This window comes from Candidatus Tumulicola sp. (genome assembly GCA_036490475.1).
Taxonomy (GTDB): domain Bacteria; phylum Vulcanimicrobiota; class Vulcanimicrobiia; order Vulcanimicrobiales; family Vulcanimicrobiaceae; genus Tumulicola.
This window is the reverse complement of sequence record DASXDT010000006.1, coordinates 1,263,495-1,285,619: the sequence shown is the minus strand read 5'-3', so window position 1 is coordinate 1,285,619 and position 22,125 is coordinate 1,263,495. Positions and strand designations below refer to the sequence as shown.

At 62.1% G+C, this 22,125-nt stretch carries 20 protein-coding genes; 13 read left to right on the top strand and 7 right to left on the bottom strand.

Annotation, left to right across the window (positions count from 1 at the left end):
- The first annotated feature begins 16 nt into the window (after positions 1-16).
- The 7 genes from VGF98_13665 to VGF98_13635 all read left to right on the top strand — a co-directional run bounded on the left by VGF98_13665 (position 17) and on the right by VGF98_13635 (position 7,963).
- A complete protein-coding gene (locus tag VGF98_13665; protein ID HEY1682687.1) occupies positions 17-1,102 on the top strand; it encodes a glycosyltransferase in 1,086 nt (361 codons plus the stop codon).
- Positions 1,086-2,084: an ABC transporter ATP-binding protein gene (locus tag VGF98_13660; GenBank protein HEY1682686.1), complete on the top strand. Its 999-nt coding sequence runs from the start codon at positions 1,086-1,088 to the stop codon at positions 2,082-2,084. The genes VGF98_13665 and VGF98_13660 overlap by 17 nt, the downstream gene beginning before the upstream one ends.
- On the top strand, positions 2,074-2,916 hold the full coding sequence (locus tag VGF98_13655; GenBank protein ID HEY1682685.1) for an ABC transporter permease: 843 nt from the start codon (positions 2,074-2,076) through the stop codon (positions 2,914-2,916). The genes VGF98_13660 and VGF98_13655 overlap by 11 nt, the downstream gene beginning before the upstream one ends.
- A 32-nt stretch (positions 2,917-2,948) precedes the next feature.
- Positions 2,949-3,836, top strand: coding sequence for a polysaccharide biosynthesis/export family protein (locus VGF98_13650; GenBank protein ID HEY1682684.1), 888 nt, complete (start codon positions 2,949-2,951; stop codon positions 3,834-3,836).
- A 2-nt stretch (positions 3,837-3,838) separates the two neighbouring features.
- Positions 3,839-5,977 (top strand): polysaccharide biosynthesis tyrosine autokinase, encoded by a 2,139-nt coding sequence (locus tag VGF98_13645; protein ID HEY1682683.1) that lies wholly within the window; start codon positions 3,839-3,841, stop codon positions 5,975-5,977.
- A gap of 162 nt (positions 5,978-6,139) precedes the next feature.
- The gene (locus tag VGF98_13640) at positions 6,140-6,334 is read left to right on the top strand and encodes a hypothetical protein (protein ID HEY1682682.1); all 195 of its coding nucleotides are present in this window, start codon (positions 6,140-6,142) and stop codon (positions 6,332-6,334) included.
- A 228-nt stretch (positions 6,335-6,562) separates the two neighbouring features.
- Positions 6,563-7,963, top strand: a complete 1,401-nt coding sequence (locus VGF98_13635; protein HEY1682681.1) for a LuxR C-terminal-related transcriptional regulator — start codon at positions 6,563-6,565, stop codon at positions 7,961-7,963.
- 10 nt (positions 7,964-7,973) lie between these two features.
- On the opposite strand, the gene hemG is transcribed toward VGF98_13635, so the two are convergent.
- The 4 genes from hemG to hemE are packed head-to-tail and all read right to left on the bottom strand — an operon-like array spanning position 7,974 to position 12,296.
- Positions 7,974-9,338 carry a protoporphyrinogen oxidase gene (gene hemG / locus VGF98_13630; GenBank protein HEY1682680.1) on the bottom strand — a complete coding sequence of 455 codons (1,365 nt, stop codon included), beginning with the start codon at positions 9,336-9,338 and terminating at the stop codon, positions 7,974-7,976.
- Positions 9,284-10,303 (bottom strand): ferrochelatase, encoded by a 1,020-nt coding sequence (locus VGF98_13625; protein HEY1682679.1) that lies wholly within the window; start codon positions 10,301-10,303, stop codon positions 9,284-9,286. The genes hemG and VGF98_13625 overlap by 55 nt, the downstream gene beginning before the upstream one ends.
- Positions 10,300-11,295, bottom strand: coding sequence for an oxygen-dependent coproporphyrinogen oxidase (gene hemF, locus VGF98_13620; protein ID HEY1682678.1), 996 nt, complete (start codon positions 11,293-11,295; stop codon positions 10,300-10,302). Before hemF ends, VGF98_13625 begins: the two co-directional genes overlap by 4 nt.
- On the bottom strand, positions 11,292-12,296 hold the full coding sequence (gene hemE, locus VGF98_13615; protein ID HEY1682677.1) for a uroporphyrinogen decarboxylase: 1,005 nt from the start codon (positions 12,294-12,296) through the stop codon (positions 11,292-11,294). The genes hemF and hemE overlap by 4 nt, the downstream gene beginning before the upstream one ends.
- Before the next feature lie 100 nt (positions 12,297-12,396).
- Here hemE and VGF98_13610 point away from each other — a divergent pair, with 100 nt between their 5' ends.
- Entirely contained in the window at positions 12,397-13,401 is a 1,005-nt protein-coding gene (locus tag VGF98_13610; GenBank protein HEY1682676.1) for an SMP-30/gluconolactonase/LRE family protein, read from the top strand.
- 71 nt (positions 13,402-13,472) lie between these two features.
- Here the strand turns inward: VGF98_13610 and VGF98_13605 are convergent, their stop codons facing one another.
- Both VGF98_13605 and VGF98_13600 read right to left on the bottom strand, forming a co-directional pair.
- Positions 13,473-15,059, bottom strand: coding sequence for a S53 family peptidase (locus VGF98_13605; GenBank protein HEY1682675.1), 1,587 nt, complete (start codon positions 15,057-15,059; stop codon positions 13,473-13,475).
- Positions 15,060-15,061: 2 nt separating this feature from the next.
- Positions 15,062-15,256, bottom strand: a complete 195-nt coding sequence (locus VGF98_13600) for a YdeI/OmpD-associated family protein (GenBank protein HEY1682674.1) — start codon at positions 15,254-15,256, stop codon at positions 15,062-15,064.
- Between the two features lie 78 nt (positions 15,257-15,334).
- Here VGF98_13600 and VGF98_13595 point away from each other — a divergent pair, with 78 nt between their 5' ends.
- The 5 genes from VGF98_13595 (at position 15,335) to VGF98_13575 (ending at position 21,184) form a co-directional block, all read left to right on the top strand.
- On the top strand, positions 15,335-15,784 hold the full coding sequence (locus tag VGF98_13595) for a DUF5069 domain-containing protein (GenBank protein ID HEY1682673.1): 450 nt from the start codon (positions 15,335-15,337) through the stop codon (positions 15,782-15,784).
- Between the two features lie 108 nt (positions 15,785-15,892).
- Entirely contained in the window at positions 15,893-16,186 is a 294-nt protein-coding gene (locus VGF98_13590) for a hypothetical protein (GenBank protein ID HEY1682672.1), read from the top strand.
- A gap of 98 nt (positions 16,187-16,284) precedes the next feature.
- The gene (locus tag VGF98_13585) at positions 16,285-17,529 is read left to right on the top strand and encodes an efflux RND transporter periplasmic adaptor subunit (GenBank protein ID HEY1682671.1); all 1,245 of its coding nucleotides are present in this window, start codon (positions 16,285-16,287) and stop codon (positions 17,527-17,529) included.
- Positions 17,530-17,546: 17 nt separating this feature from the next.
- Positions 17,547-20,798: an efflux RND transporter permease subunit gene (locus VGF98_13580; GenBank protein ID HEY1682670.1), complete on the top strand. Its 3,252-nt coding sequence runs from the start codon at positions 17,547-17,549 to the stop codon at positions 20,796-20,798.
- Positions 20,795-21,184 (top strand): carboxypeptidase-like regulatory domain-containing protein, encoded by a 390-nt coding sequence (locus VGF98_13575; protein HEY1682669.1) that lies wholly within the window; start codon positions 20,795-20,797, stop codon positions 21,182-21,184. Before VGF98_13580 ends, VGF98_13575 begins: the two co-directional genes overlap by 4 nt.
- On the opposite strand, the gene VGF98_13570 is transcribed toward VGF98_13575, so the two are convergent.
- Complete coding sequence (locus VGF98_13570; protein HEY1682668.1) at positions 21,143-22,123, bottom strand: hypothetical protein; 981 nt, start codon at positions 22,121-22,123, stop codon at positions 21,143-21,145. The genes VGF98_13575 and VGF98_13570 overlap by 42 nt on opposite strands.
- Between the last annotated feature and the right edge of the window lie 2 nt (positions 22,124-22,125).

Here is a 22,125-nt window from a genome sequence, read left to right as displayed (position 1 = left end):
TAGATCGGGGTCGGTCATGCACGTGATCTGTGGATCGCAGAATTACGGCACCGAACATTTCGTTCTTTCGCTGGCCAAAGAACTCGATCAGCTCGGCGTTCCGGTTGCGGTAATGACCATCAAGAGCGACTCGACGGATTTTGGACGTATTCCAGTGCTTACGGTGGCGCGGAAGTCGCGCTACGACATCGGTTTCTTGTGGCGAATGGTTCGCGTGATCCGCGAGTGCAAGCCGGCGGTCGTGCACACGCACGGCTATCACGGAAAGATTTGGGGCCGTCTGGCCGCCCGTTTGGCCGGCGTTCGGAGCATCGTGCACACCGAGCACGATAGCAGCTTCGAAGGCCGTCCGATCCAACGCGCGGTGAACACCGCGCTGCACCACTCTACCGACGCGGTGGTAACGTTTTCCAACACCCTGGCACGCCGGCTCGTCGCTGAAGATGCGGTTCCGGCCGATCGTGTGGTCGTGATTCCGAACGGCGTTCCGCGCCCGGTGCGGCGCTCGCGCCGCGCACTGGCCAAAATCGATCCGCCGGTGCCCGAAGGCTCCAAGCTGATCGTGCAAGTCGGCCGGTTAGCGAAGGTTAAGAATCAACAGCTCGCGGTTCGCGCGCTGGCCGAACTGCGGCATCGCCGTCCCAACCATCGCTACGTGTTGGCCTTCGTGGGTGCCGGCGAAGACGAAGAGCAGCTCCGTCATCTGGCGATTTCGCTGGGGGTTGCGGACTCGATCCGGTTCTTGGGATATCGCGACGATGTCGACGATCTGATGCGCCGCTGCGATGCGTTGCTCGTGACGTCGCTCAACGAAGCGATGCCGCTCACGATTCTGGAAGCGATGTACTCGGGGCTGGCGATCGTGTCGACCCCCTGGAACGGCGCATCCGAACTGCTCGAGGACGGCGCCTTCGGCTGCATCGCTCCAAGTTACGAACCAGCCGACGTCGCCATCGCATTGGGCGACTGGCTGGAAGATCGCGTGTCGTCGATGCGTGCGGTGGACGCGGCCTACGCCGCGGCGCGCAGCCGCTTCGACATTCGTTGGACCGCGCGCCAACATGCCGCTCTATATTCGAGGTTTCATGTCGCAACGAACTGACGGCGTTTCGATCGCCGTCCGCAACGTCGGAAAAAGCTTCCCGCTCGCCAACAGCGTGCGCGATTTGCTGCCCGGCGCCCCCAAGAAGTTTCGCCAAGTGCTGCACGACGTCAACTTGAACGTGCGGCGCGGCGAACTGTTGGGATTGCTCGGGCCGAACGGCGTCGGCAAGACCACGCTGCTCAAGATGATGGCTACGCTGACGTTGCCCGACGGCGGTTCCATCGAGGTCGAAGGCCTCGACATCGCGCGCCGCGCGGCCGACGCCCGCAAGCTGATCGGTTTTTGTACGAGCGACGATCGCAGCTTCTACTTCCGCCTGTCGGCGCGCGAAAATCTCAAGTTCTTCGGCGCGCTGGCCGGCCTGCAAGGAAAACTCTTGCAACGCCGCATCGCCGAAACGCTCGAGCAAGTCGGATTATCCGAAGCGATCGACCGGCGTTTCGGTACGTTCTCGACCGGCATGCGGCAACGCTTGATCGTCGCGCGCGCGCTGCTGGCCGAGCCGCCGATTTTGTTTTTCGACGAACCGACGCGCGCCATCGATCCGATTCACTCCGACGAACTTCGCCGAATGATTCGCGACGATTTAGTTAAGCGCGATGGCAAAACCGTGATCCTGGCGACCAACATTTTGGAAGAAGCGTGGGCGATTTGCACCCGCGTCGCGATCGTCAACCACGGAACGATCGTGGCCATCGGACCGCCCTCGGAGCTCGATCCCGTCAGGCGCGCGACGCGCTACCGTATCGAGTTCGAAGGAGCCGCGCACGGCATTACTGCCGACTTACAAGCCAACGGGCACTTCGTTACCACCACGCACGTGAACGGAACGACGGTGCTCGAGCTGGATGCCGTCGAGGACGGCTCGCTCAACGATTTGATGCGCCTCACGGGCGGCGCCCGCGAGCGCATGCGTTCCTTCTCGGTCGTCGATCAGTCGCCGATCGAACTCTTCAAGGCGATTACTCATGGCAACTAACGTTCGCTCCAGGTCGCCGTTCGGCGGCATCGCGTTCACGAGGCTCGGCGCGATCTTTACCCGCGATTTGAAAATGGCCATCTCGTATCCGGCCTACTTCCATTCGCAATGGGTGGCGATCGCGGTCGAAGTAACCATCGCGTATTACCTGTCGATGATCGTCGCACCGTCGTCGTCGTTCGGCGCGAACGGGCAGACCGGCAGCTACTTTACGTATCTGGTCGTGAGCTTCGCGTTCGTGACGTTTCAAAACAACGCGATCCTGAGTTTCGCCGAATCGATTCGCGAGGGACAGACCACCGGCACGCTGGAGGCGATGCTCGCAACGCCGACGCCGCTGGCGCTGATCGCGCTGGGCACCGGCCTGTGGTCGTTCTCGCTGACGCTGGCTCGCGTCGTTGCGTATTTCTTGCTGGCGATGTGCTTCGGTCTCAACCTGCATCACATGAACTGGCTCACCGGGATCGTGTTCGTTCTGCTGACGATCGCCGCGGTCTCGCCGCTCGGCGTCTTAGCAGCGGCTGCGACCATGGTATTCAAAAAGACGCAGCCGCTGGCGTTCGCGGTGAACAGCGCAACCAGTTTGTTCGGCGGAGTATACTTGCCGTTGACCAAACTGCCGCTCGTGGTCCAGGGCATTGGCTGGATGCTGCCGATCACGCACGCGCTCAACGGTTTTCGCGGAGCGATCTACGGCGCTTCGCTGTGGAGCCTGCGCCTCGAAGTGTTGTGGATGGTCGGCTTGACGGCCGTTTTGCTTCCCCTTTCGTTGTGGGTCTTCGCGCGCACGGTGCAGCGCGGACGTCACGACGGTACCCTCGGTCAGTACTGAGGAGAACTTTGCAAATGCATAAGGAGTCCTTCATGCGTCGTCTGATAGGAACTGCCGCGTTCGTCATCGCCTTCGCCGCCGCACAAGCGGCCGCGTTCGCCGCGAGTCCGAGCACGTACGTGATCCATCCCGGCGATCAACTCGCCGTAGCGGTCTACGGAGAATCTACGTTAACGCAAACCGTCACCGTTCTTCCCGACGGTTCGGCCGATCTGCCGCTGGTTGGACGCGTCCATTTCGGTGGGCTCACCACCTCGGCGTCGGAGCAGATGCTGTCGCATAAACTCGCCTCGTACATCCGTAAGCCGATGGTCACCGTCGAAGTAACGACCCAAGGACAGATCAGCGTGCTGATGCTCGGCGACGTCAAGACGCCCGGCAAATACCTGCTGCGTTCCAGTGGTAAGCTGTCCGACGCTCTGGCGGCTGCCGGCGGACTGGACACGTCGCTGGTCGGACCGCTTCCGATCGCACGCGTGCAGAACCCCAACGACGCCGTGCAAACGATCTCGCTCGAAAAGCTCCTGCGCCAAGGCGACGACAGCGAGGATCTCGCGTTGTCGGATAACGCGGTGGTGTACGTACAATCGCGCTCGACCTTCGCAATCGAAGTCGTCGGCGCCGTCGACCATCCCGGGGACGTCCAGATGCACGAAGGCGACCGGCTCAGCGTCGCGATCGCCAAAGCCGGTAACAGCGTGAACGCGCAGGCCGACCTCAATCACATCTATGTCACGCGGACCACACCGACCGGCACGACGTCGCAGGAAATCAACCTGTACGACGCCTTGCAGCACGGGCAGCTGGCGTCGGATCCGCGCTTGCAAAACGGCGACGTCGTGTACGTTCCGCAAGCGAGAAAGCCCGGAACCAATCCCGGCAACGTCTTCAACATTCTTCGCATGATCGTAGGATTCTAACCATGGCTGACATTTACCGTACCGCCCTGACGACGTCGCTCAAGGCGTCGCACTCCAACAACGCATCGGCGTTGATGAACGAGGTTGCCGCGGTGGCGCGGCGTCGCTGGAAGGTCTTCGCAATCGCGATGGGCTCCATGCTGGCGTTGTTGCTGCTCTTCACGATCACAACGAAGAAAACGTACACCACGGATGCCGGCATCATCGTCGGCATGGCCAAGCAGCCCACGCAGACCGCGGACTCGGCAACGAATCTTCCGATTCTCAACGCATTGATGGTGGTCTCGGGCGTGCAATCGGGCGAAACGTACGCCGAGCTGCTCACGGAATCGCCGGTCGCACGTTCGGTCATCGATTCGCTCAACCTGAACATGACCCCGCGAGAGCTGTTGAACCACATCAAGGCCGAACCGATCAACAACACGTCGATGATCCGCATCTCGGCCACGTGGTCGTCGCCGCAAATGTCGGCGCAGATCGCCAACGGTTTCGCCAACGCGTTCGTCGATCGCGAACGCAGCCTGATCACCTCGCAAGCCGACTCCGCCCTGCAGTTCCTTACGAAGGAAATGCCCGACGCCGCCCGCCGTCAGAAAACCGCCGAAGCGGCGATGGTTCAGTTCGAAAAGAGTCACCATGCCGCCGATATCGGCGCGCAGGCGACGGCGACGCTTGCCTCGCTGAACTCCGTCGAAGCACGTATCGGCCAGCTGATGCTGGATCGCCGCCAACAAAGCGCGCAGCTCAAGGCCGACGACACGCAAATGGCGAGCATGCAGGCCACGACGGCCGGCTCGGAATCGCAGGCGCCCAATCCCGTCGTGCAGCAGCTGCGCACGCAGTTGGCCGACGTCGAGACGCAACTCGGCGCGGCACGCCGAACCTACACCGAACGCTATCCGCTGGTCGTGAGCCTCGAAGCCCAGCACGCGCGCTTGCTGCAAGAGATTGCGCAGCAGCCGGCGACAATCGTAGCCGGAACCAGCACCGTCCCCAATCCGATCTACCAGCAACTTTCGCAGGCTGAGGCCAACTACCGCACGCAGCTCGCTGCTGACGATGCCGGTCTGACGGAGCTCGGCATCCAGCGCAAACAACTGCTGGCACAAACCAAGTCGCTGCCCGACGACACGTTGCGCTTCTCGGCGTTACAGCGCGATGCCAAACAAGCCGAAGCCGTGTACGACGCGCTGCAACAGCGCATGAGCGACGCGCTGGTCGCCAAGAGCACTGCGATCGGCGACGTCACGATCACGCAACAAGCCTCTCCCGACGATGCCGTCGCGAAGCCCAGCCGCGTGATGACCCTGGCGATCGGCTTTATCGTTAGCCTCATCCTGGGCGGTTCGCTGGTCGCACTGCTCGAGTGGCTCGACCGCCGCCCGCGTGGCGAGGAGGAGCTGCGCGCCAGCTTCGGCCGCCACATCCTCGGTTACATCCCCGACCTCTCGTGGTCCGATCAGCAGTCGCGGCCGACGCTGGAGGCGATGGCCTTCGAATCGCTGCTGCAAATCGTCCGGACGCTGCAGTGCTCCAACGGCCGCGGCGCCCGTTCGATCGCGTTCACCAGCCCGGGTGCCGGCGACGGCAAGAGCACCGTGGCGGTCAACATGGGCCGTACCCTGGCCGAGTTCGAGGGACCGGTTCTGTTGATCGACGGCGACCTGCGCCGTCCGTCGCTCCACAAGCTGCTGCACGTCGAGAACGAGCTAGGTCTTGCCGACCTGCTCGGCGGCAAAGCCAAGTTTGCCGAGAGCGTCAAGGCCACTTCGACCCCCAATCTCGACGTGATCACGAGCGGAATCCCGGTGAGTTCGCCGGCCCATCTGCTACAAACATCGGACTTCAAGGCCGTGCTCAAGGAAGCCGAGGAGCGCGGATACCGCGTGGTGATCGTCGATCTGCCGGCCGTGCTGCCGGTGGTGGATGCGGCCCTGCTGGCCGACAAAGTCGACGGCACGGTACTGGTCGTCTCGGCCGATACCACCGGCAGCCGCTCGACACGCGAGGTCATCTCCTACGTGAAGAGCATCGGCATCGACAACTTGCTCGGTTTGATCGTTAACCGAGTGAGGCGCGAATCGCCCGGCGAGAACGGCTATTACCTCACCGCCGCCGCTCGCCCGCTCGCTTTACGATAGAGCCGAGCCCCCCGTTGAGGTCCGGCGGTTGCAATATAAGGAAGCGACCGCCTACATTTCCGCAAACTCCGGGGACCCGCCAAGCAGGTCCCCGAGTCCATTTATAGTACCTTTTTACTACACTCGCTCGTACTTCCGACAAAAGGACCCACAAGAACCATCATGGATTTTCTGCTTGCATTCCTCTTCGCCATCGTTCACCCCACCGATACGCCAGGTGGACCCATCCCCATTAAGGCAGCAATTATGCAGCCGGCCGACACGCCCGGAGGGCCTATTCCGCTCACCGCTGCGTCGCAGTCGCGCGTAACGCCGAACGATACGCCGGGGGGACCGATCCCGATCGCTAAACGCTAACGATTCCCGGCCTCTCGACGTTTCTCTTAACGGAACTTTGATTTTCCTGAGGTTTCGTCGAGAGGTATCGTTTAGTATGAAGTGCAAGGCCCACTGAACGAACCTCGTCGCATCGATCATGGCGTTTCGCCATTATCAAGCAGGGAGTAATTTCGTTTGGAACCGCGCGAACTGTATAGCGAAGGTCGCCTCACCGACTGTCTAGAGGCGACGGAACGTTCGTCTGTTATGACAGATCGCATTTTGCGTGTGCGCGCGCTGATGCGGCTTGGCAAGTACGAGCAGGCCCTCGACGAAGTCGTCGAGCTTCAACCGACCACGAGTGACGAGGACGCGCTTCTGCGCGCCCTCGAGTCGGTATGCCATTCTCTCGCCGGCTCGACCGAGATGGCCCGCAGAGTACTTGCCCAGGTGCGGCCGCGAGAATTGCCCCTTACGGTCCAATTTGAGATCGCGTACGCGCGCTTTCTGATCGGCTGGTCGCAAGGTTCCATCGAGTCTATGGAAACGGCGTTATCTTCCGTCGAGGTCGAAAGCGAACCCACACTCTACGGTTCCTGGCTCTACGCATCGTCGTGGTTGGCCGGCGCCGAAGAGCGCTATTCCGACCAGGTGGTCCTGCTCGAGCGCGCCTGCAAGCACGTGTTGGAGCACCCCGAAGCCCGCGACGTCGTACTTTTGGCGCACGCCACTCAGGCTCTGACGCATCTGATCCGTGAAATCGCGGCGCCCGAGGCCTATGCGTTTGCCGAGCGGATGGCCGAGACGTTGCCGTGGACGGACGACCTCAACACCGAACGCTTCCTGACGCTTCGCGGTCTGGCATGGGCCAATGCCCTGCGCGGATCGCACGAACGGGCGCTCGAGTATGCGTATGCATCGCGCGACCTCGCCCCGTCGCAGCGTTGGATCACGGCGTGTTATGCCGACCAAGCCTACCTCGCACGCATGGCCGGACAGCAGTGCAGCGCGGAAGCGATGTTGCGCCATGCGGTCAAGAATGCGCTCGCGATGGACTGGCAATGTACGTCTGAAGAGCGCATCGCGCTCCTCAACCTGATCGAGCTGACGGTCGATGACGATCTCGAAGGCGCGCAGCGATTGCTGACGCTGTACGACGAGATCACCGCACCGCTGGCCAAGCGGCTGGCCCTGGCGCACGACCGCCGCCTGAAGGCGATGGAAAACTACGTGCGCGGCGGCGTGTACGCCGCGGCCGGGCGCCGCTTCGATGCGATCGAGTTGCTACGCGAAGCCTACTTCACATTCGAATCCATCCAGTACGGATGGCGGGCCGCCGCCGCCGCGATGCTGCTGCACTCGATCACCGACGATCGCACGTGGCTGCAGCGTGCCGGCGAAGTGGTATCCGGGTTCTCCGAGAGTTCGGTCGCGCGCGATATCAAACAACGCGCCGCCGCACTCGACGACACGCGCTTGAGTTCGATGACCCGCGCCCAGCGCAGAGTCTTCGATCTACTGTGTGAAGGACTGTCGGATAAGGTCATTGCCGAGTCGCTCGGGATCTCGCCGGAAACGGTGAAGAATCACGCGGCCAGGGTGCGTTCGATCTTCGGGGTACGTTCGCGTTCCGCGTTGATCGCAACGATGCATCAAAAAACCGCCTAGCTCGACGGCCTCAACCTAGGCGTTCGGCCGTGACGAACGCATCCCGTACGACGTCGGTTATACCGACGCCGCGATACGCATTTCCGATCAACGACAATCCGCCCGCAGCCGCGGCGCGCGCTTCGACAGCACGAACGCGAGCGACGTGACCCACCGCGTATTGCGGGATCGCGCGCGGCCACACGACGTCGTGCCACGCGACCGGCGCGGCTTGGATGCCGAGCACGCGACGTAGATCGTCGCGCACAATCGTTTCTGCTTGGTCGCGATCGCACAGTGCGGCCTGCGGGTCTACCCCTCCACCGAGAAAGACGCGCAGATACGCAACGTCCGGCGGGGCCTGCGCCGGAAATAACGACGACGTGTACAGCGCGCCGAGGATTCGCACGCCCTGGCCTCGCGCCGCTAAGAATCCGAATCCGTCGAGCGCGTTCGGCACGTCGGCACGGCGAAACGCGATGCCGGCCACGCGCATCGGCACGTATTCGATTTCACGCAGCAAGCCGGCCAATTCCGGATCGAACTGCTCGACGGTCGCCGCCGCCGCATATGCCGGCGTCGCCAACATCACCTCGTCGAACCCGCCCTCTTCTCCGTCATTCAAGCGAACGCGCCAGCCCGTGCCGTCGCGGATGATCTGCGCCACCGCCGCACAGGTGCGCAGTTGCGTTCCGAGTCCGGTGGCCAGAGCGTCACTCAGCGTTTGCATCCCACCGGGAAAGCTCGTCAACACGCCCGGCGTTGCGCGACCGGCGCGCATCGCGGCCCGCAGCAACGAGCCATGCGCGCGCTCCATCTCCACAACGCGTGGAAACAACGCGGCGACGCTGATGCGCTTGGAGTCCCCGCCGGTGATGCCGAGCAGCGCCGGCGCGACGATCCGTTCGGCCGCTTGCGGCCCAAAGTGCCGTGCGAAAAACCGGTCGACGGTTTCGTCTTCGCCATCCGCTGCCGGACGGGCGAACACATCGCGCAACGCCGACAATTTGCCGAGCGGCGTCACCAAGCGCGTCGATAGAACGTGCGGTGGTTTGAGCGGTACGTCGTGCAATCGCCGGTTCCAGTACACGTAGCGTTTGGATGCGGCGACCGCCGGAACGGCATCGCCGTCTAATCCGGCGTCGCGCACTAACCGCGATAGGCCGGCAGCGCCGCTCAAGAAACCGTTCGGTCCCCAATCGAAAACGTAGTCGCCGATGCGCTGCGAACGCACGGCACCGCCGGCACGTTCGGCGGCTTCGAACACCGTCACGTCGTGCCGTTCGCGCAAGCGCCAGGCCGCACTCAAGCCCGCCGGACCGCCGCCGATGACGGCGATCTTCATTGCGTTGACGTGTGGGATTCGGCGCACAATCGCGCCAAGGCGTCGATCCATTGCGGATCGTCGTTGAGACACGGCACGTACGTAAACGACGTGCCGCCGGCGCCGATAAACGAGTCGCGTCCACGCATATCGATCTCTTCGAGCGTTTCCAGACAATCGGCGACGAACGCCGGGCAAACAACCGCGATGCGCTGGACACCGCGCGCCGGAAGTTCGGCCAGTTCGAAATCCGTGTAGGGACGCAGCCATCCGCCGCCCAAGCGCGATTGATACGACAACCCGTAACCGCCGGGCTCGAGGTTCAATCGCTCGGCCAGCAAGCGAGTCGTCGTCATACATTGATGCCGATAACACGTCGCGTGCGCTGCCGATGCGACATCGCAACAGTCCGGCGACCCCAAACAGTGCTTTCCGGTGGGATCGATCTTTCGCAGATGCCGTTTTGGAATGCCGTGATAACTGAACAACACGTACTGCGCGTCGCCGATGGCGGGAGCGATGCGCGCTTGCATCGCGTCGAGATAGCCGGGATCGTCGAAAAACGGCGGCACGAACCGATACGGAATCCCGCGCCGGCGCAGCGCGATATCGACCGCTTCTTCGACGGTCTTGGTCGACGCCATCGCGTACTGCGGATACAACGGAACGACGGTCAGCGAGTCGACGCTGCCGCAGCGCGCCAGCAACGCATCGATGCCGGAGTCGATCGACGGCTCGGCATAGCGCATCGCCAATCCGACCGGAATCTTCGTACGCTCTTCCAATGCGGCGCGCGTGCGCTCCGAAATGACGACCAGCGGCGACCCGTCTTCGGTCCAAATTTTTCGATACGCTTCGGCCGATGCGGCCGGACGGCGAGGAAGAATAAACCCGCGCACGATCAACGCGCGGATCGGAAACGGCACGTCGATCACGTACGGATCCATTAAGAACTCGTCGAGATAGCGGCGCACGTCGCCGGTCTCGGTCGACGCCGGCGAGCCGAGATTGACCAACAGAATCGGGTTCGAACTCATGTCTCGAACGGATTCGCCGAAAGCCAATCGCGTGGCTGCAGGAAGGGTGCCAGTTCGGCTTCGCGGCTCCCCGGCTCCGGACGTTCGTCGTAGGCCCAGCGAACCTCGGGCGGCAACGACATCAAGATCGATTCGGTGCGCCCGCCGCTCTGCAAGCCGAACAGCGTCCCGCGATCGTACAACAAGTTGAACTCGACGTATCGCCCGCGTCGTAGGGTTTGAAACGCTCGCTCGCGGTCGCCGTACGGCTCTTCCTTGCGTTTTGCGACGATCGCCGTATACGCAGAGACGAACGCTTCGGCGACGTCCCGCATCAATGCAAAACCATCGTCGAACGCGAGCGGCTGCTCGAACGTCGTTCGCGAGCCGGCCGCACCAAAGCCGCGTTCGTCGAGATAGTCATAAAAAATGCCACCGACGCCGCGCGCCTCGTTGCGGTGCGACAACCGGAAGTATCGATCGCACCATGCCTTAAACATCGGATAATACCGCTCGTCGTTGTGGTCGCACGCCAATTTTAGCTTAGAATGAAATAGGCGCACGTCCCCGAGGTCGGGATAGTAGGGCGTTAAATCGGCACCGCCGCCGAACCACCACGCGCCGCTCGAGCCGTCCTTCGCGCGCGTTTCGAAATAGCGGACGTTGCAATGTGCGGCCGGCACGAACGGATTGCACGGGTGCATCACGATGCTGATGCCGGCTGCAAAAAATTCGTGTCCCTGCAGTTCGGGGCGTTGAGCGACCACGCTCGGCGGCAACTCGCCGCCGGTCACGATCGACGTGTTCGCGCCGCCCTTCTCAAACGTCGCACCACCTGCGATCGTCCGCGTCGATCCGGAGCCGGCGAGCTTTCCCCCGACTGGGTTTTCCCATTCGTCGATCGCAAATGTCGCGCTAGGTTCGAGCGCCGCGAACCTTTCGCAGGCGAGCGTTTGCGCGTCCGCAAGGAACTCCGCGACGCGTTCGCGTGCATCGTGCGGCGCGACGCTCACGACCGGTCGTATCCGCGCACGGTATCGATCATCAGCTGTACCGCGTCGATCGGCGTCTCGGGCCAGATACCGTGGCCGAGATTGAACACGTGCGGGCCGCCGCGCCCGTCGTCGAGCACGGCACGCGTACGCGCGACGATCGTTTCGCGATCGGCGAACAACACCGCCGGATCGAGATTGCCTTGCACGGTACGCTGTAGCCGGCTGCGAGCGTCGCGTAATCCGGTTCGCCAATCCACGCCCGCGATCTCCGACGGTATTTCGGCGACGGCGTCGAGCAAATGCGATGCGCCCAGCGCGAAATAGATGCGCGCGACGCCGGTCGATTCGAGCGCGCGCATGATGCGCGCCGCATACGGCAGGCCGAAGGTACGAAACGTCGCGTCGTCGTGCAAACCAGCCCAACTATCGAATAGTTGAATCGCATCCGCTCCGGATGCAACTTGCATCTGCAGATACTCGATCGTCAATTCGGTAAGCATATCCAGCAACCGGTGCAGCGTCTGCGGGTCGGCATGCAGCAGCGCGCGGAACGCCTCGAAATCTTTGCTGCCGCCGCCCTGAACGACGTAGGCCGCCAACGTCAACGGTGCGCCGGCGAAGCCGATGAGTGCCTTCTCGGGCGACAGTGCGCGGCGCACTAGGCGCAGCGCTTCACCGACGAACGGCGCCGGCGGCCCGGTACGGCGTAGCGCGTCCACCGCCGCTGCGGTGCGCACGGGCTCCGCTAATTTCGGACCCGGATCGAAGCGGACGTCGATTCCGAGCGCTTCGAGCGGCGTCATGATGTCGCTGAACACGATGGCCGCGTCGAGTTCGAAACGCTTTAGCGGCTGCAGCGTAATTTCTGCCGCGATCGCCGGATCGCGAGTCATCTCGAGAAACGACGAGCCCCGTTTGATCTCGCGATATTCTGGAAGATAGCGCCCCGCTTGACGCATGATCCAGATCGGAGCACGCGCCGCGTCGATTCCGCGGGCAGCATCGAGAAATGCCGACATAGTTGTACCGGAGGTGCCCCTTCTCGTTACGAGAACCTTTCGCTCCCCGATTCTGCCATCGAATGTTTTATTTTTCAACGTCATTTACTCAGGAGGTATCGTGAAAAAGAGAGCATACCCGGCCGTCGCAGCGATGGTCCTTCCCCTGCTCGCCGCGTGTTCGTCGGCATCCTCTCCGACCCCAGCCGTGCAATCCGTGGCTCCGCAAGGCCGCATGATCGCATCGGTGCGCGCCGACGTCCGCTTCGGATTGTCTGGCTCGAAGCTCGATGCCGCGCTACTCCATCGCGGGCACGGCGATGCATCGTCGGCGAAGACGCAAGCGACGCTATTTATCTCAGATCTCGACACGCAAACGATCGAGCTCTATCCGGCGAACGCGAAGAAGCCCAAACAAAGCGGTTCGATCACCGACGGCATCGACGAGCCGGTCAACGATGCAGTCGACGCGTCCGGTACGTTGTACGTTGCCAACAACGGCAACAGCACCGTCACCGAATATCCGCTCGGGTCCACTAGCCCGAGCGTGACGCTCTCGGACGAACTGGTATATCCGAACGGCGTTGCAGTAGATAATGCCGGAACCGTCTACGTTACCAGCGGGGCGTACGTCGGCCAATGCTATGTGCTCGTATTCCCGAAGGGCGCCACCAGCCCGAGCGCACAGATCAATGGTTTCGAATTGCCGGTCGGTCTTGCGACCGATAAAAAAGGTGATCTGTTCGTTGGAGACGCGGTTGCCAATGCAGTATGGGAAGTTCCGAAAGGCACGACGACTCCGAAGAATCTGAACTTAACCGAACTCAGCGATCCGGTCGGCGTGGCAATCGATCCGAAAGGACACCTATGGGTGGCGAACTACTCGTCCGGCCTAGCCGTCGAGTTCAAGATCGGTGACACCAAGCCGTTATCGAGCATCGACGACGACCTCGCCGGCCCGTACAGCATCGCATTCGGCAAGAACGCAAGCCTGTACGTTGGAAACAGCGGCCACTATCCGGGCGATGTCACCGCGTTCAAGAAAAACAAGACCTCACCGTACGCGACGATTTCTTCTGGAAATCCGGCCGGCGTCGCAGTGTACCCCGCTCCCAAAAACCTGTAGTCGAAACCAGTCGAATACACGAGGCCGCGGCGTTTGCCGAGGCCTCTTCTTTGTAATGTGGACGACGAATGCTATAAAACGGTACTTTTATTCGTTGCGAGCGCTCCTACAACGGCGGCACCGTTCGGACTTCCCAAGCCGGTACACGCATCCCATCCTTTGACCGCTTCGAACGCGCCGTTGTTGCCTTGCGTGATGTCGCGGCAGACCGACGCATCGGCATACAGTTTGGCGTTGATGAAGCCGGCGTTCGTCCCGGCGGCCGCGTTGGCCAGCGCGATCAGCGCTGCCCACAGCGGCGCGACCGCGCTGGTGCCACCCAGGACCGTATCGGTTCCGTCGATACGAACCGCGTAGCCGGTCTCGGGATCGGCGTTGCCCGCAACGTCGGGAACGCCGCGATGCGCCAAGGGCGTCGCCACTCCCGATGTCGACGTCGCGGACAGGCCTTTTTGCCAGGCCGGCAACGCGAAGACGGCACTGACGCCGCCACCGGTCGCGCCCTCATCGGAGGCCGTTTCGTTCCACACCGTCTCGCCCGAAAGCGTTTGGCCGGACACGGCAACTTTGGTGCCGCCGCACGCCAGCGCGTACGAACTCGAACACGGAAAATCGGCGTGATTACCGCTGTTCTGGCCGTCGCTCGAACCGCTGTCGCCCGACGCCGCCGTCACCGTGATACCCAGCGTTGCCGCGGCTTGAAAAGCTGCGTCGAACGCCGCCGTCGCCTGTTTGGTCCAGGTCGATTCGGCCGAACCCCAACTGATCGATATGACCGACGGCTTGTTGGTGGTGTCGTGAATCGCGGCCGTGATCGCGTCGAGAAATCCGGCGTCGGTATTGGGCGCAAAATAGACGGCGATCTTGGCGCCGGTTGCGACCGCGCCGGCGACTTCGATATCGAGCATCACCTCGCCGTCCGGACCGTCGACGCTGCCGGTCGGCGCGTTCTGCGCGGAATCGACCGAGACCGCAACGACCTCGGGAACGGGCACGCCGAGACCGCTGAAATACGCCTGTAGATCAGCGTCTTTGTATCCGCCGCCCAGCTCGATAACCGCGATGCATTGGCCGGTCGCCTTCGCTCCCGCGGGGAAGCCGTACAGTTTAGCGATCTGCACGGGGTCGAATGATGCACCTTGCGCGCGCGGCGCGACCTTCCCCAGCGCTTTGCGTATGCGGAAATGCGGCGACGCCTGCGGCCGGTCGTCGAGCCCCAGCACGGCCACCACGACCGACGCTAACGACTCGGGCACGTGCACGGAGCCGACGCGGCCTCGGTACGAACCGCCATGGTAATCGTAGGTGTGCAGTTCGACGCCGAATGCGGCCGAGAACGCAGCGACGGTACCGCTTAGTCGAATCGTATGCGCCGCCGTATCTTCGCCGGCCACTTGCAAACCGTTGGCTTTCGCAAACGCACGCACGGCCGAACAATCGGCGGGATCGGCCGAGAAGCGGTTCGCGAATTCGTCCCGGCTTAAGCGGGCGCCGGGCCACGCATCGACCGCGCGACGAACGCACGCGCCGAACTCGTCGGGCGAACGGCGCTTGAGCACGACCGTCGCCTCGATCGACGCATTCGGATCGGCGGGTGCGACGGCTTTCGCGCCGGGTACCGGTTCGCGTTCGCTACCGGGAATTGCATGACGGTCCAAATTCATTTCTTGGGTACCAACTTTTCAAGCGCTTTGTTTGCACGCGACACGCGAGTTTGCGGCTGCTTGGCATCGTCGATCCAGCGCACGTATTCGAGACGATGCGATGGCGGCAATGCAAAAAACGCGTCGCGTGCGGCGAGATTACCTTGCAGCGCCGATGCCAGTTCTGCGGGGATATCGTCGGCCGAACTCATGCGGTTCGGTACGCTACCGGCAGCCGAGCGCCTTCCACCATACGGCGGAACCGGCAAACACGTGCAGAACGCCATACCATGGATTTAACGAATGCCGCGCCGCGCAGCGCGAAAGACAAACTGGCCGGGCTCGACTCCCTGAAGCGCACGATCGATAAGGCCAAAGCCTATAACGAAGGGCACTTGGGCGATTATCACTACGATTGTCCGCACGACAAGCCGCTGTTCGCATTCTTGGACGTCGAGGCGCCCGAGTTCGCACGCAAGGTGAAAGAACTCGACACCGACGACGCAATCGCCGGATGGTTACGTTCCGATTCGTCGCTGCCGCGCAAGACGCAAGCCGACATCGATCGCTTCAACCACGAACGAGAGCAATGGCATCCGGAGCCCGGAACCGATTCCGCCGCGTTCTTCGAGAGCGAACGTCAACGCGTCGCACCCGATCGTCCCGGAATCGTTACGTGGTTCGATTTGCTCGATCTCGACGAAGGCCGCCCGGTGCCGAATCCGACTGCGGTTGCGTAACGCACGACGACCGCTCTAGCGCAATCGGTGCCGCGCGTGATTGCAAGGCCCGTTGCGTATGGCCGATGAAGGTCGACGTATGCTTACCTTCCGACTGAAAGGACTCGTATGCTGAAGCATCTTCTCGTTGCCGTCGCAGTCGCGACCGGAATTTTTGTTAGTTCTACTCCTGCACAAGCCGCCGTGGTCTACGTTACAACCGCCCCGCCCGTTGCCGTCGTAGAACGCGTTCCCGCCCGGCCGGGTGCCGGATACGTGTGGGTTGGCGGCCACTACCGCTGGACCGGCTCGAACTACGCCTGGTACGGCGGACGCTACGTCCATCACGCCGGCGCGTGGTGTGGCGGCCACTGGGCACATACGGCGCACGGATACTATTGGATCGAAGGCCACTGGTGCTAGGGTAAACCCGGGGGCGGCGCCGGTCGCCGCCCTCCCCCTCTCCACAAACCGAGCTCGTTGGTCAATTTCTCAGCACCGGCGGATACGGTTTGAGATGCTTGAAAATTCGTAAAGTACTTCCCGTTGTGCTGCTGGCCGCGTGCGCGCACAAGACACCACCACCGCCAACTCCATTCGTTACGACAGCGATTGTGCGGATTGGGGCCGTCCAGCCAAGCCGCCGGCTTGCCGGAATTATCGCTCCATATCAAAACGTCGCGGTGCAATCGACGTTATCCGAGCCGGCCGACTCGGTCAACGTGCAAGAAGGCGACATCGTGCACAAGGGCGAGGTGCTTTCGGTGCTCGACACCTCCGATCTGGAGGCGCAGTTACGCGCCGACCAAGCGACCGCCAACAGTAACGTCGCCACGACCAGCCACGCGGTCTATCAGGGGTCGCTCTCGATCGCACAGGGCGCCGACGCCATGCGTGCCGCCAACGCGGCCGTCAATCAAGCTAAGGCCAATCAGGAACGCGACGCATCCCAGCTCACCCGCGATCAAAATTTGTACGACAAGGGCTACGTATCGCTGGCACAGGTGGAGCAAGATCGAGCCACCGGCCGCGACGATTCCGCCGCGCTCGACAATGCAAACTCGCAATTATCCTCGGCCCGCTCGAACGTACAGGCCAACGGCACGCTTGGTTCGGGTGGTTTACAGCAATCGACGGTACAGCAAGCGCAGGCCCAAGTCGCCGTCGCACAAGCCCAAGCCGAACAAGTACAGGTGCAGATCGGCAAGGCGACGATCGTTTCGCCGATCGACGGCGTGGTCGTCAACCGCAATTTCAATCCGGGCGAGTATCCCGGCACGCGCCAACTCTTTACGCTCCAGCAAGTCGATCCGGTGTATGCGGTGTTGCACGGCTCGGGCGCAGAGGTGGCCAACATCCAACCTGGCGTGCGCGCGAACGTGCTGGTAGCCGACCTGGGCAACCACGCGACGTTTACCGGTACGGTCGTCGGCGTACTGAATCAAATCAATCCCGGCTCGACCGACTTTCAAGTGAAGGTCGTCGTTCAGAATCCATTCCGCCGGCTGCGCCCCGGTATGGCCATCGTCGGCACCGTTCCGCTTCCCGCGGTTCGCGGCATCGTCGTGCCCGAAACGGCGTTTACCGACGACAATCACACCGCGGTAATGGTGGTGCGTTCGGACGGAACGCTCAAGACCACTCCGGTCACCGAAATCGGCGGAGACACGAAGGATTCGATCGTGACCGGCATCGTTTCGGGAACGCGCATTCTGCAAGACGGCCAACAGAGCGTCGGTGACGGCCAAACGGTGCAGTTCCATTAAGCCGCGGTACTTCTTCAATGTTTAGCTTAACGCGGCTGTTCATCAAGCGCCCGACGCTGGTCTTCGTGCTAGTCTCGTTGATGCTGTTTGCCGGCGTTGTCTCGACCGCAACGATCGTCAAAGAACTCTTTCCGGACGTCAGCCAGCCGACGGTCACGATCTCGGTGGAGTACAACGGCGCGTCGGTTACCGAGATGCGCGACAGCATCGTGCAGCCGATCGAACAGAATCTGGCCGGCACGCCGGACCTGCAGACGATCAACGCCGTCGTGCAACAGGGCCGGGCGTCGATCACCGGCATCTTCGACCTGCAATCCGACACCGCGACCGATCTGGCGCTGACCAACAAAGCGGTGCAAGCCGCCGCTAAGTACTTGCCGACGAACTTGACGCCGCCGACGGTCAATTTGCAAGACCCGACGCAATCGGTCGTCGTCACGATCGCGCTCTACTCGCAAAAATTGTCGCTTTCTAAGCTGGCGTTATACGCCACCAACGTGATCGCGCCGCGCCTCGAACAAGTGCCGGGCATCTCGTTCGTCAACGTCGGTGGCGTGGTGACGCCGGCCTACGAAGTGGTCGTCGATCCGGCTAAGTTGACCGCGAACGGCTTGACGATCAACGACGTGATCGCCACGCTGCAGGCCGATAACCAGCGCGTTCCGGGTGGATACGCCTACGAAACCAACCGCCAAACGACCATCGACATCCGCGGCGACATTCAAAACCTCGACTCGGTTCGCAACCTCGCAATCATCAAACCCAGCGGATCGCCCGGTACGCTGGCATCGCAAGTCGAAAACCTCACCGGTGGACTGTCGTCGCTCGCCGGCGCCGTCAACCCCTGGACCGCCAGCAACTCGGTGGTGCGCATCGAGGACGTCGCAACCGTCACCGACGCCTACGAGCCGCGCTTGCAGTTCGCGCACGTCAGCGGCAAACCGGCGTTGTTCATGCAGGTGCAGAAAGCGTCGACCGGCAGCGAAGTCGACGCTTCGAATAACGTCATTAAGGTGCTGCCCGAAATTCAGCGTCAGTTCCCGGAAATCGCGTTCCGTGTGATCCACGTTCAGTCGAAGTTCACCGGCCAGCAAATCGACGCCGTCGTCCGCACGCTGAGCGAGGCGATTCTACTGACCGGCCTCGCGATGATGTTCTTCCTGCGCTCGTGGCGCAGCGCCATCGTGGTTTGCGTATCGATTCCGACGTCGCTCGCGATTGCCGTAACGGCGATGAAACTACTCCATCTAACCATCGACACGGTGTCGCTGCTGGGCATGTCGCTGGTGATCGGCATCTTGGTCGACGACTCGACGGTCGTCTTAGAGAACATCGAACGCCACTTCACCGAGCTCAAAGAACCGCCCGAAGAAGCCGCAATTCACGGGCGCGAAGAGATCGGCGCGGCGGCCGTGGTCATTACGTTGGTCGACGTCGTCGTCTTTCTTCCGATCGCGTTCATCCAAGGCCAAGTCGGACGACAAATCGCCGAGTTTGCGATCGTGGTCGTCATTTCGACCCTCACGTCGCTCTTCGTCTCGTTTACCGTCACCCCGACCCTGGCCGGTTTGTGGTCTCTGAAATCGCATTGGAACCCGCCGAAGATCGTCGACGCATTCGGCGACCGCTTCGACGACCTACGCAACTGGTACACCGGGAAGACCTTGCCATGGGCCTTGAAGCACGGAAAATTAGTCGCCGCGCTCTGCGCGTTGAGTTTCGTCGGCGCGATCGGATTGGTTGCGCTCGGGTTCGTCGGCGAAGAATACATCCCGCCGGTCGACCGCGGCGAAATCTACGTCCAAGTCGTCTACCCGATCGGAACGCCCATCACGACGGTTGAAAAAGGCGTGTTCGGCCTGGAGAAAAAGATCCTCGACGCAAAAGACGTATTCGCAAACACGGCCGTGGCCGGCGCGTACTCCGCAGCATTCGGCGGATTCGTATCGCAAAGCAACGTCGGGCAAGTGCACGTCTGGCTCAAAGACGAGCACCAGCGTTCCACCTCATACTGGGTGACGCAACTCGAGAAAGTCGCGAATGACTACCTTCCCAGCAACGTGCAGGCGTACGTCGTTCCGGCAACCGGAACCCAAGCCGGCAACTCTCAACCGATCGACCTCCTCGTTTCCGACCTGACGGGCGGAGATCCGACCGACTACGCGCAACGCGTTATGGACTTGCTCAAGACGGTACCCGGCGCGACCAGCGTCAACAGCAGCGGCACGCAACGCGCCCCCGAGATTTCCGTACAGTTCGATCGAGAGAAAGCCCAAGCGCTAGGCGTCGATTTAGGCCAAGCCGCGCAAGCCGCCGGCGCGGCCTTCGGTGGCAACGTCGCGACGCAGTTCGAAACGTCGCAGGGCCTGGAGCAAGTTCAGGTCATCTATCCCGACTCGTATCAAACCAGCATCCTGGCGCTCAAGTCGATCCCGATTCGTTCGTCCAACGGCTCGATCGTCTACTTAGGCGATATCGCTCGTTTCGTCTCGACGCCGACGCCGCCGCTCATGACGCGCAGCAACCGCAACACCGTGGTGCACGTCGACGCCAACTATTCTTCGTCGTCGTCGCTCTCGGCGGTCGAGGCCGGCCTGATGAAGCGCCTGCCGTCGCTACACTTGCCGCCCAACGTTTCGGTGAAACCGGCACCGTTAGGCCAGCAAGATTTTATGCATCAAACGCTGGTCGGCATGGGCGTCTCGATGATCGTTTCGATCATTCTGGTATACCTGCTGATGGTCGCCTTGTACAACAGTTACATCTCGCCGTTGATCATCATCTTCTCCGTGCCGGTAGCGGCGATCGGCGCCGTCAGCGCGTTGCTGCTGACGCACAAATCGTTGAACTTGTTCTCGCTGATCGGCACGATCTTGTTGATCGGCATCGCATCCAAGAACGGAATTCTACTGGTCGACTATGCCAATACGCTGCGATCTCGCGGTGTGGAGAAACTCGACGCAATCGTAGAAAGCGCGCACACGCGGTTCCGTCCGATCGTGATGACCAGCTTCTCGGTGGTCGCCGGGAACATTCCGCTGGCCATCGCGCTCGAACCCGGTTCGAGCTCGCGCTCCAGCCTAGGCATCGTCGTCATCGGCGGCGTAGTCAGTTCGCTCGTGTTGACGCTGCTGCTGATTCCCAACGTGTATATGTGGCTGGCGCCCAAAGATGCGCCCGCAGCCAAACGTCCGCGTGGCGAAACGGCGCCGCCCCCGGGTCCGCGACGCTTGCCGGAGCACGCGACCGCACTCGTTCAAGAAACGTGACCGCACGCGTGTGGCGCGCCCTCGCGACCGCTACACTGGTCGTTCTAGCGCTGGCAAACGGCGCGTACGCGGCGCAAGCCGGACAGCCGGTGAAATCGACGGTTCGCGGACGCGTGGTCGACGCGCATGGCAAACCGATCGTCGTGGCGCAAGTATTGCTCGTCTCGATCCTCTCGAAGACGGTGTTCGCCGGTGCCGCGACCGCGACGGACGGGTCGTTCGCGTTTCACGGCATGCAGCCGGGACCGTACGGACTAATCGCGCAGATCAAACGCGAGTGCGCGGTCTCGCACGCGATAACGGTAAAGCCCGCGAAGACCTACGACGTGGTGATGCACATGGGTTCATCGTCGCACTGCTACGGAGCCATTCACTTCGCTCCGTGACGCGTGGGCGTGCAACGTCGTCCACGCACGTACGACCGCGTCGTACAGTTGCGGATTACTCTTGATCGCATAGCCCGCGTCTTCGTTCGGACGCGGCAAATACTCGTAGATCGTTATCATCGGCGTCACCGGCGCGAGCGCGACGATCGCCCGATATAAATCGTCCGGACGGTGCTCGCCGATCTCGGTAACGTAGACTTCCGGCAACGGCGTCGCTCCGAACGCACCACCGGCTTGCCGCACCGACAGCGTCGCGGCCGCCATCTGCGACGGATCGACGCCGTATGGATGAAAGCCGAATCCGTCGAGCGGCGGAGCAGGGTTACCCGAGCGTAACAGGACCGCTAGCCGCTGCGTCCACGGTACGTCTTCCCCCGACGTTCCGGTGGTAATAACTTTCACGCCGTACGATGCAACGATCGGAGCCATTGCTTCGTAAAACGTTGCATATTGGTCGACGCTCGAGAAACCGTTAACGGGGAGATCCGATTCGTTACCGACTTCGGCGTATTCGATGCAGCCGAACTCGCGATGCGTGTAGCGATCGAGAAACGCACCGGTCGAATGCAGATCGTCGGACGTGCCCTTAGGATCGTCCTTCGGGCTCGGGATCAAAAACAACACTCGCAAGCCCGCGCCGCAGATCGTATCCAGCGCTTCGTCCTCGCGCCGCCACGGAATGCGCTCGATGTGCAGGTCGTTGGGGAACCAGCCGATACGGACGAACGACGCGTGCAGATTGTCGCGGATGTCGTGCATCACCGCAGGTGTGAAATAGCGCTTTCGAACGCCCTCGAACCAGTTTGAGCCACCCACGGCCGTCAGTTGTATTCCAATTTCGGCCGGCTTCGCAGCCGCAGCGACGCCGGGCGCGGCTTGCGGATGTGCGGCGGCCGGCACGAACAGCATAACGAGCAGCCAAAGCACCGCCCGACGCACGC

Coding starts and splice junctions, on each gene's coding strand:
- VGF98_13580 (HEY1682670.1), top strand. CDS start 17,547: ATGTTTAGCTTAACGCGGCTGTTCATCAAGCGCCCGACGCTGGTCTTC.
- VGF98_13625 (HEY1682679.1), bottom strand. CDS start 10,303: ATGAGTTCGAACCCGATTCTGTTGGTCAATCTCGGCTCGCCGGCGTCG.
- VGF98_13645 (HEY1682683.1), top strand. CDS start 3,839: ATGGCTGACATTTACCGTACCGCCCTGACGACGTCGCTCAAGGCGTCG.
- VGF98_13635 (HEY1682681.1), top strand. CDS start 6,563: ATGACAGATCGCATTTTGCGTGTGCGCGCGCTGATGCGGCTTGGCAAG.
- hemG (HEY1682680.1), bottom strand. CDS start 9,338: ATGGATCGACGCCTTGGCGCGATTGTGCGCCGAATCCCACACGTCAAC.
- VGF98_13660 (HEY1682686.1), top strand. CDS start 1,086: ATGTCGCAACGAACTGACGGCGTTTCGATCGCCGTCCGCAACGTCGGA.
- VGF98_13650 (HEY1682684.1), top strand. CDS start 2,949: ATGCGTCGTCTGATAGGAACTGCCGCGTTCGTCATCGCCTTCGCCGCC.
- VGF98_13655 (HEY1682685.1), top strand. CDS start 2,074: ATGGCAACTAACGTTCGCTCCAGGTCGCCGTTCGGCGGCATCGCGTTC.
- VGF98_13665 (HEY1682687.1), top strand. CDS start 17: ATGCACGTGATCTGTGGATCGCAGAATTACGGCACCGAACATTTCGTT.
- VGF98_13640 (HEY1682682.1), top strand. CDS start 6,140: ATGGATTTTCTGCTTGCATTCCTCTTCGCCATCGTTCACCCCACCGAT.
- hemE (HEY1682677.1), bottom strand. CDS start 12,296: ATGTCGGCATTTCTCGATGCTGCCCGCGGAATCGACGCGGCGCGTGCT.
- VGF98_13600 (HEY1682674.1), bottom strand. CDS start 15,256: ATGAGTTCGGCCGACGATATCCCCGCAGAACTGGCATCGGCGCTGCAA.
- VGF98_13590 (HEY1682672.1), top strand. CDS start 15,893: ATGCTGAAGCATCTTCTCGTTGCCGTCGCAGTCGCGACCGGAATTTTT.
- VGF98_13595 (HEY1682673.1), top strand. CDS start 15,335: ATGGATTTAACGAATGCCGCGCCGCGCAGCGCGAAAGACAAACTGGCC.